This is a genomic window from Pseudomonas sp. 2725, from assembly GCF_050434585.1.
Classification (GTDB): Bacteria; Pseudomonadota; Gammaproteobacteria; order Pseudomonadales; family Pseudomonadaceae; genus Aquipseudomonas; species Aquipseudomonas jessenii.
This window is the reverse complement of sequence record NZ_JBNDIV010000005.1, coordinates 203400-218463: the sequence shown is the minus strand read 5'-3', so window position 1 is coordinate 218463 and position 15064 is coordinate 203400. Positions and strand designations below refer to the sequence as shown.

At 59.4% G+C, this 15064-nt stretch carries 14 protein-coding genes; 8 read left to right on the top strand and 6 right to left on the bottom strand.

Annotated features, from left to right (window positions below; translation table 11 throughout):
- Window positions 1-21: 21 nt before the first annotated feature.
- Complete coding sequence (locus ABIE16_RS15820; protein ID WP_154863145.1) at window positions 22-1380, bottom strand: cache domain-containing protein; 1359 nt, start codon at window positions 1378-1380, stop codon at window positions 22-24.
- A gap of 405 nt (window positions 1381-1785) precedes the next feature.
- On the opposite strand from ABIE16_RS15820, the gene ABIE16_RS15815 reads away from it, so the two are divergent.
- The 3 genes from ABIE16_RS15815 to katG all read left to right on the top strand — a co-directional run bounded on the left by ABIE16_RS15815 (window position 1786) and on the right by katG (window position 6570).
- Window positions 1786-3843 (top strand): carbon starvation CstA family protein, encoded by a 2058-nt coding sequence (locus ABIE16_RS15815; RefSeq protein WP_090456291.1) that lies wholly within the window; start codon window positions 1786-1788, stop codon window positions 3841-3843.
- A 2-nt stretch (window positions 3844-3845) separates the two neighbouring features.
- Complete coding sequence (locus tag ABIE16_RS15810; protein WP_007976534.1) at window positions 3846-4043, top strand: YbdD/YjiX family protein; 198 nt, start codon at window positions 3846-3848, stop codon at window positions 4041-4043.
- A 313-nt stretch (window positions 4044-4356) separates the two neighbouring features.
- Complete coding sequence (gene katG / locus ABIE16_RS15805; RefSeq protein ID WP_090456289.1) at window positions 4357-6570, top strand: catalase/peroxidase HPI; 2214 nt, start codon at window positions 4357-4359, stop codon at window positions 6568-6570.
- 409 nt (window positions 6571-6979) lie between these two features.
- On the opposite strand, the gene alr is transcribed toward katG, so the two are convergent.
- The gene (alr, locus tag ABIE16_RS15800; RefSeq protein ID WP_090456287.1) at window positions 6980-8209 is read right to left on the bottom strand and encodes an alanine racemase; all 1230 of its coding nucleotides are present in this window, start codon (window positions 8207-8209) and stop codon (window positions 6980-6982) included.
- 337 nt (window positions 8210-8546) lie between these two features.
- Here alr and ABIE16_RS15795 point away from each other — a divergent pair, with 337 nt between their 5' ends.
- Window positions 8547-8780, top strand: a complete 234-nt coding sequence (locus tag ABIE16_RS15795; protein ID WP_090456285.1) for a hypothetical protein — start codon at window positions 8547-8549, stop codon at window positions 8778-8780.
- Window positions 8764-8931 carry a hypothetical protein gene (locus tag ABIE16_RS15790; protein WP_407516494.1) on the top strand — a complete coding sequence of 56 codons (168 nt, stop codon included), beginning with the start codon at window positions 8764-8766 and terminating at the stop codon, window positions 8929-8931. The genes ABIE16_RS15795 and ABIE16_RS15790 overlap by 17 nt, the downstream gene beginning before the upstream one ends.
- A 71-nt stretch (window positions 8932-9002) precedes the next feature.
- Here ABIE16_RS15790 and ABIE16_RS15785 read toward each other — a convergent pair whose 3' ends face one another.
- Both ABIE16_RS15785 and ABIE16_RS15780 read right to left on the bottom strand, forming a co-directional pair.
- Window positions 9003-9416: a DoxX family protein gene (locus ABIE16_RS15785; RefSeq protein WP_218496475.1), complete on the bottom strand. Its 414-nt coding sequence runs from the start codon at window positions 9414-9416 to the stop codon at window positions 9003-9005.
- Window positions 9417-9686: 270 nt separating this feature from the next.
- A complete protein-coding gene (locus tag ABIE16_RS15780; RefSeq protein WP_429521510.1) occupies window positions 9687-10319 on the bottom strand; it encodes an isochorismatase family cysteine hydrolase in 633 nt (210 codons plus the stop codon).
- Between the two features lie 99 nt (window positions 10320-10418).
- On the opposite strand from ABIE16_RS15780, the gene ABIE16_RS15775 reads away from it, so the two are divergent.
- Both ABIE16_RS15775 and ABIE16_RS15770 read left to right on the top strand, forming a co-directional pair.
- Complete coding sequence (locus tag ABIE16_RS15775) at window positions 10419-10934, top strand: winged helix-turn-helix transcriptional regulator (RefSeq protein ID WP_429521509.1); 516 nt, start codon at window positions 10419-10421, stop codon at window positions 10932-10934.
- 183 nt (window positions 10935-11117) lie between these two features.
- The gene (locus tag ABIE16_RS15770) at window positions 11118-11570 is read left to right on the top strand and encodes a cupin domain-containing protein (RefSeq protein WP_223531989.1); all 453 of its coding nucleotides are present in this window, start codon (window positions 11118-11120) and stop codon (window positions 11568-11570) included.
- A gap of 173 nt (window positions 11571-11743) precedes the next feature.
- On the opposite strand, the gene ABIE16_RS15765 is transcribed toward ABIE16_RS15770, so the two are convergent.
- Both ABIE16_RS15765 and ABIE16_RS15760 read right to left on the bottom strand, forming a co-directional pair.
- The gene (locus ABIE16_RS15765; RefSeq protein ID WP_349736731.1) at window positions 11744-12163 is read right to left on the bottom strand and encodes an organic hydroperoxide resistance protein; all 420 of its coding nucleotides are present in this window, start codon (window positions 12161-12163) and stop codon (window positions 11744-11746) included.
- Window positions 12164-12395: 232 nt separating this feature from the next.
- Window positions 12396-13280 carry a LysR family transcriptional regulator gene (locus ABIE16_RS15760; RefSeq protein WP_340317037.1) on the bottom strand — a complete coding sequence of 295 codons (885 nt, stop codon included), beginning with the start codon at window positions 13278-13280 and terminating at the stop codon, window positions 12396-12398.
- Between the two features lie 244 nt (window positions 13281-13524).
- On the opposite strand from ABIE16_RS15760, the gene ABIE16_RS15755 reads away from it, so the two are divergent.
- Window positions 13525-14943: an MFS transporter gene (locus ABIE16_RS15755; protein WP_429521508.1), complete on the top strand. Its 1419-nt coding sequence runs from the start codon at window positions 13525-13527 to the stop codon at window positions 14941-14943.
- The last annotated feature ends 121 nt before the right edge of the window (window positions 14944-15064 follow it).

Sequence of the window (15064 nt, the reverse complement as noted above, 5' to 3'; positions counted from 1 at the left end):
TAGTTTTGGGCCGGGTCAGCGTTATGCGTCTGGTTTCATTGGCAGCCGCACGTCCAGCTCACTTCTGCCCGGCATCGAAATCAAATCGAAGCGCCCACCAAAATGTTCGACGCGCTCGCGGATGTTACGCAAGCCAATGCCGGCCTGGCGACGTTCTACCTGGGCTACGTTGAAACCAATGCCGTCATCGACCACCGTCAGCCGCACCGACTGTTCGCAGCCGCGCAGTGTAATGGACACGTTCTTCGCCTGGGCGTGGCGTTCAATATTGGTCAGGCCTTCCTGGACGATTCGGAACAGCGAAACAGCCGCGCCGTCGACCAATTGGCAGTCGAATTCATTTTCGTCATAGGTCACGGTCAGCCCGCTGCGCTGCTCGAATTCGGCAGCCAATTGGCCGATGGCCGCCGGCAGGCCGAGGGTGTCGAGCAGGGATGAGCGCAGGTCGTGGGAGAGGCTGCGGACTTCGCCGATGGCATCGCCCAGGCGCTCGGTGGCGTCTTTCAGCGTGCTCAAGCCCTTGTCGTGGGCCTGTCCGCGTTCCAGCAGATGGCTGGCCAGTTCGAATTGAAACTTGATCGAGACCAGCACCTGGCTGATGCCGTCGTGCAACTCGCGGGACACTCGGGATCGTTCCTCTTCCTGCAGGCTGACGATGCGCTGGGTCAGGCGCTGCAGTTTCTTGTCCGCCAGCCGATGTTCGCTGACGTTGAGGGTCATGCCGGTGGCGAATACGAACAGCACCGCGACGAGGGCAACCACGGCAATCGCCATCATGGTCTTGCGGATGCCCATGGCCACTTCGGCACGGGCCTGCTGGGTGGCGCGTTCGACGTCTTCGAGGTAGATGCCGGTACCGAGCATCCAGCCCCAGCGATCGAGCATCACCACGTAGGCGAGCTTGTCGGTCACCTGACCGGAGGAGGGTTTGTTCCAGGCATAGCGTTGAAAACCTTCGCCCGATTGCGCGCTTTTGAGCAGCGCCTGGATCACCGGCAGGCCGTGGGGATCTTTCATGTCCCACAGGTATTGGCCCACCAGTTCCGACTGGCGCGCATGCATCAGGCTGCGGCCTTCGTGGTCGTAGACGAAGAAGTAGCCGTTGATGCCAAAGCTGAGCTTGCGCAGTTCTTCCAGCACTTGTTGTTGGGCACGGGCGTCGCCGTGGCCGTCGTCGTACAGGGGCGCGATCAGGCTCTGGGCCATTTCCACGTAGTTTTTCAGCTCCGCGCGCTTGCTCGCCAGAATGCTGTCTTCGATCAGTTGTGCCTGTTGATCGCCCAATTGGCGATTGAGGGAAATCACCAGCGCGCAGATGACGGCAATGGCCAGCACCAGCGGCAGAATCCCGAGGGCGACGATCTTGTGTTTGAGCTGCATGTTGACTCCTGCCCGCGCGAAGGCTCGGGATCATATGCCAAAGAGGTGTTCGGCCAGTAGCGTTGCTGGACGGAATGACCGGCGGCCGGGATGCCATTCAGTTGAAATACAGAACCTGTGGGAGCGAGCTTGTGCGCGATGAGGGCGGCACATTCAACATTGATGTGTCTGACAGCCCGCTATCGCGAGCAAGCTCGCTCCCACATTTGATCGGGGATGGCCCCGGGTCCGGTGGTGAACCCACATGAGATCGGCGTCATCTACGTAGAACTACGTAGGCGCCACGTACGTAGTAACGCGGATTTATTTGTGGACGACATGCGCAGATATTGGGCCAGCTCCGCACTGCGGACACAATTATAAAAATTACCGCCGCAGTCACTGGCTGTCGGCAGGAGACACGCTATGCCCCGTCTGGCTAAACACCTCGCCTGGTTTGCCGTGGCTGTCCTGGGAGCGATTGCGCTGAGTGTCGTGGCCCTGCGCCGCGGCGAAGCGATCAACGCCCTGTGGATCGTAGTCGCAGCCGTCGCCATCTACCTCGTTGCCTACCGCTACTACAGCCTGTTCATCGCCAACAAAGTGATGCAACTCGACCCCAATCGAGCCACTCCGGCTGTGCTCAATAACGATGGTCTGGACTACGTGCCGACCAACAAACATGTCCTGTTCGGTCACCACTTCGCAGCCATTGCCGGTGCAGGTCCGCTGGTCGGCCCGGTGTTGGCGGCGCAGATGGGCTACTTGCCCGGTACGCTGTGGCTGATCGCCGGCGTAGTGCTGGCCGGTGCGGTGCAGGACTTCATGGTCCTGTTCATGTCCACCCGTCGCAACGGTCGTTCCCTGGGCGATATGGTCCGTGAAGAAATGGGCCGCATCCCCGGCACCATCGCGCTGTTCGGCTGCTTCCTGATCATGGTCATCATCCTCGCGGTGCTGGCGCTGATCGTGGTGAAGGCCCTGGCCGAGAGCCCTTGGGGCATTTTCACGGTAATGGCGACCATCCCGATCGCGATGTTCATGGGTATCTACATGCGCTACATCCGCCCGGGTCGCATTGGTGAAATCTCGGTGATCGGCGTGCTGTTGCTGCTGGGCTCGATCTGGCTCGGCGGGCAGATTGCCGCGGATCCGGTGTGGGCCAAAGCCTTTACCTTTACCGGTATCCAGATCACCTGGATGCTGATCGGTTACGGTTTTGTCGCGGCGGTACTGCCGGTGTGGCTGATCCTGGCACCCCGTGACTATCTCTCCACCTTCCTGAAAATCGGCACCATCGTCGCCCTGGCGATTGGCATCCTGGTGACCATGCCCGAGCTGAGAATGCCGGCCCTGACCCAGTTCGTCGACGGCACCGGTCCGGTTTGGAAGGGCGGTCTGTTCCCGTTCCTGTTCATCACCATCGCCTGTGGCGCGGTCTCCGGTTTCCACTCGCTGATTGCTTCCGGCACCACGCCCAAGCTGCTTGCCAGTGAGGGGCATGCCCGCTACATCGGTTACGGCGGCATGCTGATGGAGTCGTTCGTCGCCATCATGGCCATGGTTGCCGCGTCGGTGATCGATCCGGGTGTGTACTTCGCCATGAACAGCCCGGCCGCTGTAGTCGGTGCCGATGCGGTGACCGTTGCGCAAACCGTCAGCAGCTGGGGCTTCGCCATTACCCCGGAAGCCTTGCAAGCCGTAGCCCATGACATCGGTGAAACCACCATCCTGGCCCGTGCCGGTGGTGCGCCGACCCTGGCGGTCGGTATCGCGCAGATCCTGCACAGTGTTCTGCCGGGTGAAAACACTATGGCGTTCTGGTACCACTTCGCGATCCTGTTCGAAGCGCTGTTCATCCTCACCGCAGTGGATGCCGGTACCCGTGCCGGTCGCTTCATGCTCCAGGACTTGCTCGGCTCTTTCGTGCCGGCGCTCAAACGCACCGAATCCTGGACCGCCAACCTGGTGGCCACCGCCGGTTGCGTGGCCATGTGGGGTTATCTGCTGTACCAGGGCGTGATCGATCCACTGGGTGGCATCAACACCCTGTGGCCGCTGTTCGGCATCTCCAACCAGATGCTGGCCGGTATCGCGCTGATGCTCGGCACCGTGGTGCTGATCAAGATGAAGCGCCAGCGTTATGTGTGGGTGACCTTGCTGCCGGCCGTATGGCTGCTGATCTGCACCACCACCGCCGGCTTCATCAAGCTGTTCGATGCAAACCCGGCGATCGGCTTCCTGGCCCTGGCCAAGAAATACAGCGATGCGCTGGCCAATGGTCAGGTGCTGGCCCCGGCCAAGAGCATCGACCAGATGCAGCATGTGATCTTCAACGCCTACACCAACGCGACCCTGACTGCGCTGTTCCTGTTCGTGGTGTTCAGCATCCTGTTCTTTGCGCTCAAGGTCGGCATCGCTGCCTGGGGCACCAAGGAACGCACGGATAAAGAAGCGCCATATCAAGCGCTGCCGGATGCCTGATCATGTTCAATGACCTGAGTCGCCTCGGTAAATACCTCGGTCAGGCCGCGCGCCTGATGGTCGGCATGCCCGACTACGACAACTACGTCGAGCATATGCAGACCAAGCACCCGGACAAACCGGTGATGGACTACGAGGCGTTCTTCCGCGAGCGCCAGGAGGCCCGTTACGGCAGTAAAGCCGGACCGAAGTGCTGTTGAGTGACATAAATAACCGGCTGAAAGGCCGGTTTTTTATTGAATACAGGAATGCCCTGATGACAACGTCCTTGCAGCCAATGCTGCTCATCCTCTGTGCAACTCGTTACTGATTTGAACTGTTTATCAGCTATCTCCAAAGATGAAGCGACAGTTTCCCCGACCGGGACTTTAATGGAGGGTCTGGAGCGACTGATCGCGGGGCTGTCATAGCCTCAAGGCTATGGATCCCATACCGAAAAGCTATTTCATCAATCGGTGATCCGGAGCCACGCTCAAAGGTGGTTAGCTGAAAACAAAATCAAGAGGAGATGCCATGTCAACTGAATCGAAATGCCCGTTCAATCACGCCGCTGGCGGTGGCACGACGAACCGCGATTGGTGGCCGAACCAACTGAACCTGAAGATCTTGAGTCAACACTCGCCCAAGTCTGACCCGCTGGGAGGCGACTTCAACTACGCCGAAGCCTTCAAGAGCCTGGACTTCCAGGCGCTGAAAAACGACCTGACTGCGCTGATGACCGATTCCCAGGATTGGTGGCCGGCGGACTTCGGTCACTATGGGCCTTTCTTTATCCGCATGTCCTGGCACGCCGCAGGCACCTATCGCACCGGTGACGGCCGGGGTGGCGCCGGCTCCGGCCAGCAACGTTTTGCACCCCTCAACAGCTGGCCGGACAACGTCAGCCTCGACAAGGCCCGTCGGCTGCTCTGGCCGATCAAGCAAAAGTATGGCAACAAAATCTCCTGGGCCGACCTGATCGTCCTCGCCGGCAACGTCGCACTGGAATCCATGGGCTTCAAGACCTTTGGTTTTTCCGCTGGCCGCCCCGATGTCTGGGAACCGGACGAAGACGTCTACTGGGGGGCTGAAGGCAAGTGGCTGGGTGGCGACGTGCGTTATGGCAAGGATGCCGGGCAAAATCCCGTAGAGCGCACTCTGGAAACCCCTCTCGCAGCCGTGCAGATGGGCCTGATCTACGTAAACCCGGAGGGCCCTGAAGGCAACTCCGATCCGGTTTCCGCCGGGATAGATATCCGTGAAACCTTTGCGCGCATGGCAATGAACGATGAGGAAACCGTCGCGCTGATCGCGGGCGGTCACGCCTTCGGCAAAACCCACGGTGCAGGTCCCGTCGATCATGTCGGACCTGAGCCCGAAGCCGCCGGCCTCGAACTGCAGGGCCTGGGCTGGAAGAGCACGTTCGGTACAGGTAAAGGTGGCGACACCATCTCCAGCGGCCTGGAAGTCACCTGGACCACCACGCCAACCCAGTGGAGCAACAACTACCTGGAGAACCTGTTCGGTTACGAATGGGAACTGACCAAGAGCCCGGCGGGGGCAAACCAGTGGAAGCCGAAAAACGGCGCGGGTGCCGGCACCATTCCGGATGCACACGATCCGTCCAAACGGCGCGATCCGACCATGCTGACCACGGACCTGTCGCTACGCTTCGACCCGATCTATGAACCGATTTCGCGGCGCTTCCTGGCCAATCCAGACCAGTTGGCCGACGCCTTCGCCCGTGCCTGGTACAAGCTGATTCACCGTGACATGGGTCCGCTCTCACGCTACTTCGGCCCGGAAATGCCGAACGAAGAACTGCTGTGGCAAGACCCGATCCCTGCCGTCGATCATCCGCTGGTCAATGACAGTGACGTGGCGGGCCTGAAAAGCAAGGTGCTGGCGTCCGGCCTGTCGGTCTCGCAGCTTGTATCTACAGCTTGGGCGGCGGCTTCCAGCTTCCGTGGCTCCGACAAGCGCGGCGGTGCCAACGGCGGGCGTCTGCGCCTGGCACCGCAAAAGTCCTGGGAGGCCAACCAGCCAGAGCAACTGGCCAATGTGCTGGCCAAACTCGAAGGCATCCAGAACGAGTTCAATAGCGCGCAAACCGATGGCAAGAAAATCTCCCTGGCCGACCTGATCGTGCTCGCCGGTGGCGCGGGTGTCGAACAGGCTGCGAAAAACGCCGGCCACAGTGTGACGGTGCCGTTCAGCCCGGGACGCATGGACGCCAGCCAGGAACAGACCGATGTCGAGTCCTTCGGATTCCTTGAACCGATTGCCGACGGCTTCCGTAATTACCTGAAGCAACAGTACCGGGTGCCGGCCGAAAAATTGCTGATCGACAAGGCACAACTGCTGACGCTCAGTGCGCCGGAAATGACGGTATTGCTGGGTGGCTTGCGCGGGTTGGACATCAATGTCGGCCAGAGCAAACACGGTGTGTTCACCACGCGTCCGGAAGCCTTGACCAACGACTTCTTCACCAACCTGCTGGATATGGGCGTGGAGTGGAAGCCCGTGTCGGATGCCCAGCAAGAGTATGAAGGGCGTGATCGCAAAACCGGTGCAGTGAAGTGGACGGGCACCCGGGTTGACCTGGTCTTCGGTTCGAACGCGCAGTTGCGTGCGCTGGCTGAAGTCTATGCCTGCGCCGATGCGCAGCAGAAGTTCGTCAAGGACTTCGTCGCTGCGTGGACCAAAGTGATGAACCTGGACCGATTCGACTTAAACCGCACTGTCTAGAGGGGATGTTGTCATAACGCTGGTTGTTGATGTTTGGTGGGCTGGCATGGGTAGTTTTAATGTGGTTCCTGCAAGCTATGATCGATACACACACTCAACACAAAAACCCGGCCACCGTGCCGGGTTTTTTGTTGCCCGTTCATCTGCTCGAATGCACCCTGCAATCCACACAGCTTCAAACCAATACGACTTGCGCTGTGACAAGACGCCCGGTGGGATCGATCGGCGAGCCAAGTAAGTCGCGACACGTTTCGCGAATCGCAAGCGTCTGGCCAAGGCATGATGGTCACCTTCCGACAAGAGAAAGCGAGCTCTCTCCTGTCAGTCCCTTTCCTACATTGGAGCTTGTCAGCGCTCGGCAAAGCTGTGCCCGAATGATCGCGCCCTGTGATTTACGATAATGGCGGGATTACTTCTCGACCAGTATTTTCGGGTTGGCGCTGCCCCAGACGGTATAGAGGTCGGCCAGTAGCGCACCGTTGATCTCTTCGACTTCAGCCTGGCTGACTTCGCTTGCGCCTTGTTTGCCAAACAGCACTACTTCATCACCCGCCTTGACGTCGGGTGCATCCGTGACATCGACCATCACGGTGTTCATCGAAACCTTGCCCACCACCGGCACGCGATGACCATTGATCAACACCACGCCTTTATTGGTGAACACGCGGCGATAACCATCGGAGTAACCGACCGTGATGTTGGCCAGTTTCGAATCACGTGACAGGGTGAATGTACGGTCGTAACCCACGGTGTTTCCAGCGGGATAGCTATTGACCGAGGCCACATGCGACTTGAACTGCATCACGCGCCGATACTCAGTGCGCGAGATGACGGTATCGCCAAACAACGCGCCGCCCGTGCGCACCATGTCCAGGCGCGATTCGGGTACTTCCAGGGTGGCGAAGGAGTTGGCCGCGTGCAGGGTGATTTTCTTGCGATCGAGCTGGGCCACGTCCATCAGCCAGGCCGCTTGTTCGTTGAAGGTTGCCAGGCCCTTGCGTACGTCGTCCTTATCCTCCACGGCGAAGTGGGTCATGATCGCAACCACTTCGACATTTGGCAGTTTGGTGATCGCCAGCGCGTCTTGTTTACCCTGCTCGGTAGCCATTTCCACGCCGTTACGGCTCATGCCGCTTGAGTTGAGACCGATGTGCACCTGCAGTTTGCGACCGTGTTTATGTGCAAGATCGGCCGCTTGGCGGGCGAAATCGAGGTTGCCAACCAGTTCCTCGATGTTGTACTGCAGAGCATTTTCCAGCTCCCCCAGGGAGGCGGTGCGAACACGGATTAACTGGCCTTTAAAGCCGCTTTCGCGAACCACTCGCGCCTCTTCGTTACTGGCGACCGCCACACACGGTACACCCAGCGCGATCACTGAAGGCATCACCAACCCGATACCATGACCATAAGCGTCGGCTTTCAGTACCGCACAGAGTTTCGACTTGCCGGCGAGCTCGGCTTGCAGGGTACGGATATTGTGCTCTAACGCGGTCTTATTGATTTCTATCCAGGCATTACTGATTTGCGCAGTCAGCTCGGAGTTGCCGTTAGCGAGCGACAGCGGCGCCGCCGCCTGGGCATTGCTCTGTAAAAAAACTAGGCCGAGGGACAACGCTAGAACAGTACGGGTAAAGGGCATCTGAAACTCTCCATGTAATCGGTCTTTTTATTATTCCGGTGCCGATTATTGGAAGGCGATGTAAGTTGCCGTTGTACGCCGGGTTCGAAGATGTAAAAACATGTAAGGAATTTGTTCGCGCTCAGCTTGACCCCAAGCGATGGCATCAGGAAGGTTTGTTGCCGGAACGGTTACCGCACAACAGAAATTCATGTCGCGACATTGGAGAGGGCATGACCAACGTCACTCGCCTGCACGCTCAGGTGCAGACCAACATCATGGTGAAGTGAACTGTTCAATGCTGTGGATTCATCTGCCTGCACCAGCTACTTTGAGATTTCACGCAAGGAGTTCGGACATGGCAGATAAATATGTTGGAAAAATAGTTGGGGTTGGCACAGATAACCTGGAATACGTGATTAACATCTATCAGGACGAGACCATTGAGCGCTCGCCAAACGGCATGGTTCGACATGAAGGTCTGAAGCATTTCGAAATGCAATTTGGTGGTGCCGTGAATAAAATTTCCGAAACTGAGTACGAGATTGTCGCTACGGGAGTTAGGGTCACTGTGCATGATGGTGAAAGCTAAGAGGGTCGGCCTCTCATGCCTGACGGTGAATGAGTTCGGCTTCAGCATTGCCTGGTCATTCGCAACGGCTGGCTTCATCGGCGTGCTCGGCGTAGAGCAGGCTCGTCAGCTTGGCAAGCGCTGGGCTGAGCGAAAGGCAGACGAGAGCTAATTCGCGACACGTTTCGCGAATTAGCAAATTGTGCCGCGGATACCGGGAAGGCTCGAGTGATGTTCGCGAAGCTATCTGCCATCAATCGAATACTTGCCAGGACCAGTAATGCCCAGCAGCAGCAAACCGCCCATGATACTGAGGTTCTTGAAATATTGGGTCATGTTGGCTGCGCGCTCTGGGTCAACCATAGTCCAAAAGTGATGTCCGATTAGAGCAGTACCGAGTACGAACAAGACGAAGAGAAATGCGAGTGGGCGGGTGTAGAAACCCACGACTATCGCTATAGCGACAAAGAACTCCATGACGACCGCAATCCCCGCAGCGACCATGGGCATGGGCACGCCGAGAGAGCTCATGTAAGTAGCGGTACCGTCAAAGTTGGTCAGTTTGCTCCAGCCGGAAATGATGAAAAGGATCATCAGAAGGATGCGCGCGAGCAGGATGATCTCGTTTCTCTGATTCTCGAACAGGTTGTATCTCATGACTACCTTCCTTTTGTGATGGGCAGTTTTATATTAGCTGCCGCCTGGAAGTTCGCCTGGGCACGACAACGCACTCTCTTCTGGTAGGACTCTGAAGGATTCCCATGACAACCAAGCAACCCGACTGGGAGGCAATTGAACGTGCCTACCGGGCCGGATTGCTTTCCACCCGTGAGATCGCATCTGCCCAGGGCATCACCCACGGTGCAATCAATAAGCGCGCCAAGCGTGAAGGGTGGGAGCGAGACCTCAAAGTGCCGGTCAACAGCATCACTCACCTGCCTGTGCCAGCGCGGCAACCAGTTCATCGGTGGTCAGGATGGCGTGAGCGAAGGTCGGACCGTTCAGCTCATGGGCCGAATGCATCATCTCCGGCATGAAGGCCGCGGTCGCATCCCGCACCAGGGTGACGTGATAGCCGAGTTCCTGAGCGTAACGGGCGGTTGCCTCGATGCAGGTATTGGCCAGCAGGCCGACGATGATCACGTGGGTGATGCCCTTTTGCTTGAGGCGAAAATCGAGGTCTGTATTGGCAAAACCGCTGGAGCCCCAATGTTCCTGCACGACGATGTCACCGTCCTTCGGCGCGAAGTCGGGGTGCCATTCGCCGCCCCATTCACCCCGTGCGAAGTGATGCATATGCATGACCTTGCACTGGGTGGGGCTTGGGTGATCCCAGTTTTCATAGTCGCCTTTTTCCCAGCGGCGGTGCGGTACGATGACCACCGGGATGTTGAGCGCGCGAATGGTGCGATCAAGCGTGCGCAGGTTGTTGAGCAGGCCGACTTGCTCGGCCATTGGCTCGATCAGGGGATAGATCTTTCCGCCCTCCGACAGAAAGTCGTTGTAGGGGTCGACCAGCAGATAGGCAGTCCGGTCAAGAGGGTAGGTGGCGTTGGGCATGACGGTTCTCCGCAAAACAATCCGTGGATGGTGAAGTGTAGTTGCTCAGGATTTACGTTGATATGATAATCATAGTAACTAGGAAAGAGACAATGCCGCATGTCGGTGAAAACAACCGTTTCTGAAACCCTGTGTCCGATCTCCCGGGCCGAAGCCATCGTTGGCGACCGCTGGACGGTGCTGGTGTTGCGGGAGTTGTTCATGGGTAGCCATCGCTTTGATGACATCCAGGCGCAGACCGGCGCTACGCCGCAAATGGTCGCGGCGCGCTTGAAGAGCATGGAGGCCGACGGGCTCGTAGAGCGCCGCGCTTATAGTGAGCGGCCAAAACGCTACGAATATCACCTCACGGAAAAAGGCGACGCGTTCTACTCGGTGGTCCTGGCGTTGCGGGCTTGGGGTGAAACCTGGTGCAAGTCGCCCGAGGAAGGCCTGGCGGTGGTTTATACCCACCGCAGTTGCGGCGAGCCGGCCGGGCTCGGACCGATGTGCGCCCATTGCGGGCAGCCCTTGCGCCGCGCGGACCTGATCAGTGAGCCGAGTGCCGCCTATGTCGCCGAACGCAGCGCCCGGCGCGACGCTTTCAAGGGCAGTCGCGGGGCTGCGGGGGAATAAGACCAACGCCGTGCCCGCAGTTGCGGGTTTGTATCCGCAGGTATCCGCAACGCCCGCCGTTACCGGGGCATACAAAACCGCCGTTTCCCGACACCTGGGCGATACACGGCGGCCTTCAAATGGAACCACCGGCACCGCGCCACTTTCGGCGCGGCCTGGCGTGGTTCAATTGGAGGAAAGACAATGTTGCGTACCCACACCCGTCACACCCTCGGCAAGCTTGGTCTGGCTCTGGCCGCCGCTGGGCTCGCTACCGTAGCGAGTCTCTCTCAAGCCCAGGAAACACAGCCGGCCCCGGCGATGAAAAGCTGGCAGCAGGGCCTGCATCGCACCGACCTGGTACGCGAAGACCTGGGCGCCGCCGATCGCGAAGTCCTTCAGGTGCTCGTGGACTTCGATCCGGGCGTGACTTCGCCCAAACATGCTCACCCGGGCGTAGAGGTGGCGCACGTGATCAGCGGTACCTTTGAGTATCAACTGGAAGGTCGGGCACCGGTGACGCTCAAGGCCGGTGATTCGTTGTACATCCCTGACGGCGTCGCCCATGTGGCGAAGAACGTGGGTGGAGGCAAGGCCTCGGAACTGGCGACCTACATCGTGAAGAAAGGCGAACCGCTGCTGATCCTGAAGGAATAGTAGGAGCGAGCTTGCTCGCGATGGTCGTTAACGAAAACGCGCGCTTGCTGGCTATGCGCGGCGCTCTTGAGACCATCGCGAGCGAGCTCGCTCCTACACCTACAGCAATTGCGGTGCTCAAAAAGCCTGGCCTGACCGGTATCAAGACGTCAGGCCAGGCTTTTCTGCATCGGTCAAACCAGATTGATTTCGACGTCGATGTTGCCGCGGGTCGCTTTGGAGTACGGGCAAGTCTGATGCGCCATTTCCACCACCTTGCGTGCGATGGTCGGGTCCAGGCCCGGCAGGCTGACATTCAGACGGGCTCGAAGGAAGAAAGCGTTTTCGGACTTGCCCAGATCGATTTCGGCATCCACCGCAACGTCGTTCGGCAAGGCCACGTTCAGCGCGACGGATGCCTTGCCCATCGCCCCGATGAAACAAGCCGACCAACCCGCCGCCAGCAGTTGCTCAGGATTGGTGCCGGCACCTGAAGAGCCGGGAGGCGAAAGCTTGATGTCCAGACGTCCGTCGGTGCTGCGCGCCTGACCGTCGCGGCCGCCGGTGGTGTGGGTCTTGCCGGTGTACAGCACGGTATCGATTGCATTGATCATGGTGGTTTTTCCTGTCAGTGGGTCGCTGGAATGCTCGGAAAACCTGCGCTTTCCGATGCGCCACACTTTTTCATTTCCATGTACTGCACATATGTCCTGAACCTGGCGGATTTGTATCGCTGTGTAAGGTGGCCGGGGGGAAGTACAGTTCGATACAAACCGCTTGAATGCCTTCGACTGGGGAGGGTGTGGCGGTCAAGCTTGGCGTTCCACACTCAGTTTCCCGGTGGTGTTATTGACTGCAAACCTCCCACACACAACCGCGCAGCCAGCGATGGGCCGGGTCGGCGTCCATGCGCGGGTGCCACAGCATCGAAACCGTGATCGCCGGCGTGGGGAACGGCAGGGCAAAGCAATGCATTCCCTGGCACAGGTTGCCGACGTGCCGCTGCGGTACGCTGGCGACCAGGTCCGAAGCCCGCGCCAAAGCAATCGCCGAAGAGAAGCCAGCGACAATGGTGGCGATGTCGCGAGTCAGTTCCAGCTCATTCAAGGCATCGTCCATGACGCCCTTTTCGTGGCCCCGACGCGAGACCAGGATGTGCCGGGCGGCGGCATAACGAACCGCTGTCATCTCGCCTCGAGCCAGTGGATGACCCTTGCGCACCACGCCAATGAACCGGTCGCGAAACAGCATCCGGGTCCGCACTTCCGGGCTGGTCGATTCGCCGATCACACCGGTTTCCAGGTCCACCGAGCCGTCGCGCAGCAGGGTGCTGTCCTTGTTCAGCTTCTGCACGAAATTCAGGCGGACACCGGGTGCTTCCTGGTGGAGGCGGGCGATCAGTGGTGGTCCGAAATTTTCCACGAAGCCATCGCTGGTGCGCAGGGTGAAGGTGCGCGCCAGTTGATTGAGATCCAGTGCCTCGGCGGGGCGCAGGACGGCTTCGGCATCCTGCACGAGTGCGCCGACGCGTTCACGCAGCTCCAGCGCCCGGGGCGTGGGAACCAGTCCGCGACCGGCCCGCACCAGCAGCGGATCACCCGTGGTTTCGCGCAACCGCGCCAGCGCCCGGCTCATGGCTGAGGGGCTCAGGCGCAACCGCTGCGCAGCGCGGGCCACGCTGCCTTCTTCGAGCAACACGTTCAGGGTGATCAGCAGATTCAGATCTGGCATGGAGTGAATCCTTGTGGGAGCGAGCCCTGTGGCGAGGGGGCTTGCCCCCGTTGGGTTGCGAAGCAGCCCCAAAATCTCTGATGCACCAAAGATCTTGTGAGTGCTACGCACTCAAACGGGGGCAAGCCCCCTCGCCACAGGGCTCGCTCCCACATTTTTGAGTGTGGCGTTGTATGCACGTATAAAGTGCAAATGCTGCGTCTTCCGCCATGTTAGGTGCGGGCTTAGGCTCGAGACAACCTATTTGCGGAGTCGCGAGAAAATGAAGTCCATATCGATTCGGGGCGCCTTGGCCAGCCTGTCGTTATCCATGTTGCTGTCGTCCCTGGGCACCAGCATTGCCAACGTTGGTTTACCGACACTGGCCGCAGCGTTCTCGGCCTCCTTCCAGCAAGTGCAATGGGTGGTGCTCGCTTACCTGCTGGCGATCACGGCGTTGATCGTCAGTGTCGGGCGGCTCGGCGACATCATTGGCCGTCGGCGATTGCTGCTGATCGGCATTGCGGTGTTCGCCATCGCCTCGTTCCTGTGCGCCCTGGCGGCCAGTCTGTGGTTGCTGATTGCCGCAAGGGCCTTACAGGGCATCGGCGCGGCCATCATGATGGCGTTGACCATGGCGCTGGTGAGCGAGGCGGTGCCCAAGGCAAAACTGGGCAGTGCGATGGGCCTGCTCGGCACCATGTCGGCGATTGGCACGTCGCTCGGCCCGACCCTCGGCGGTTTCTTGATTGCCAATCTGGGGTGGCAGGCGATTTTTCTGGTCAATGTGCCGTTGGGTGTTTTGGCGATTGGGCTCGCGCATCGTTTTTTACCGAAAGATTGCCGTGGGAAAAGGGCGGATCGAGCGGGTTTCAATGTCCTCGGCACCTTGGTACTGGTCTTGACACTGCTGGCCTATGCGCTGGCGATGACCCTCGGGCGTGGCGGTTTTGGTCCGCTGAACACGGCACTGTTGCTGGTGGCGATGGTTGGGGCGGGCGTGTTTGTGTTCGTCGAGCGTACAGCCGAGGCACCGCTGGTTCGACTGACGATGTTCCGCAATCCTCAGTTGAGCGCAGGTTTCGTCATGAGCATGCTGGTGACGACCGTGGTCATGGCCACCCTGGTGGTGGGGCCGTTTTATCTCACCGGCGCACTGGCATTGAATGCAGCGAGCGTTGGCCTGGTGATGTCGACGGGGCCGCTGGTCGCTGCACTGGCCGGGATTCCGGCGGGTCGATGGGTCGACGGATTGGGCGCGCATCGATCCAGCATGCTCGGATTGATTGCCATGTTGACCGGCGCTTGCATCCTGCCCGCCGTGCCGACGGGCTTTGGTGCGCTCGGCTACATCGTGCCACTGGCGGTCATTACCGCCGGTTACGCGCTGTTCCAGGCGGCCAACAATACCGCCGTCATGTCGAATATTGCGACGCCGCAGCGTGGCGTGGTGTCCGGTTTGCTCGGGTTGTCGCGCAATCTTGGCTTGATCACCGGCGCTAGCGTGATGGGCGCAGTGTTCGCCTTCGGTTCGGCCAGCAACGATGTTTTGCAAGCGCATCCCGAAGCCATCGCACAGGGAATGCGGCTGACGTTCGTGGTCGCCGCCGGGCTGATCCTCGTCGCCCTGGCGATTGGCGCAGTCAGCAAAATCGTTTCACGTCGCCTGATCGCGCCGTGCTGAAAAACGGCGCGACTGTCGTGAAAACGACCTGTTTGCGCTGAACGCGAAGCCTCGCGAGTTTTCTGTTGAACGAGTGTTCAGTCTGGACTATGTTGAGGGCCACCTTCCCCCGGCTGGTTGC

Coding starts and splice junctions, on each gene's coding strand:
- katG (WP_090456289.1), top strand. CDS start 4,357: ATGTCAACTGAATCGAAATGCCCGTTCAATCACGCCGCTGGCGGTGGC.
- alr (WP_090456287.1), bottom strand. CDS start 8,209: ATGCCCTTTACCCGTACTGTTCTAGCGTTGTCCCTCGGCCTAGTTTTT.
- ABIE16_RS15815 (WP_090456291.1), top strand. CDS start 1,786: ATGCCCCGTCTGGCTAAACACCTCGCCTGGTTTGCCGTGGCTGTCCTG.
- ABIE16_RS15795 (WP_090456285.1), top strand. CDS start 8,547: ATGGCAGATAAATATGTTGGAAAAATAGTTGGGGTTGGCACAGATAAC.
- ABIE16_RS15785 (WP_218496475.1), bottom strand. CDS start 9,416: ATGAGATACAACCTGTTCGAGAATCAGAGAAACGAGATCATCCTGCTC.
- ABIE16_RS15820 (WP_154863145.1), bottom strand. CDS start 1,380: ATGCAGCTCAAACACAAGATCGTCGCCCTCGGGATTCTGCCGCTGGTG.
- ABIE16_RS15765 (WP_349736731.1), bottom strand. CDS start 12,163: ATGATCAATGCAATCGATACCGTGCTGTACACCGGCAAGACCCACACC.
- ABIE16_RS15775 (WP_429521509.1), top strand. CDS start 10,419: ATGTCGGTGAAAACAACCGTTTCTGAAACCCTGTGTCCGATCTCCCGG.
- ABIE16_RS15790 (WP_407516494.1), top strand. CDS start 8,764: ATGATGGTGAAAGCTAAGAGGGTCGGCCTCTCATGCCTGACGGTGAAT.
- ABIE16_RS15810 (WP_007976534.1), top strand. CDS start 3,846: ATGTTCAATGACCTGAGTCGCCTCGGTAAATACCTCGGTCAGGCCGCG.
- ABIE16_RS15770 (WP_223531989.1), top strand. CDS start 11,118: ATGTTGCGTACCCACACCCGTCACACCCTCGGCAAGCTTGGTCTGGCT.
- ABIE16_RS15760 (WP_340317037.1), bottom strand. CDS start 13,280: ATGCCAGATCTGAATCTGCTGATCACCCTGAACGTGTTGCTCGAAGAA.
- ABIE16_RS15780 (WP_429521510.1), bottom strand. CDS start 10,319: ATGCCCAACGCCACCTACCCTCTTGACCGGACTGCCTATCTGCTGGTC.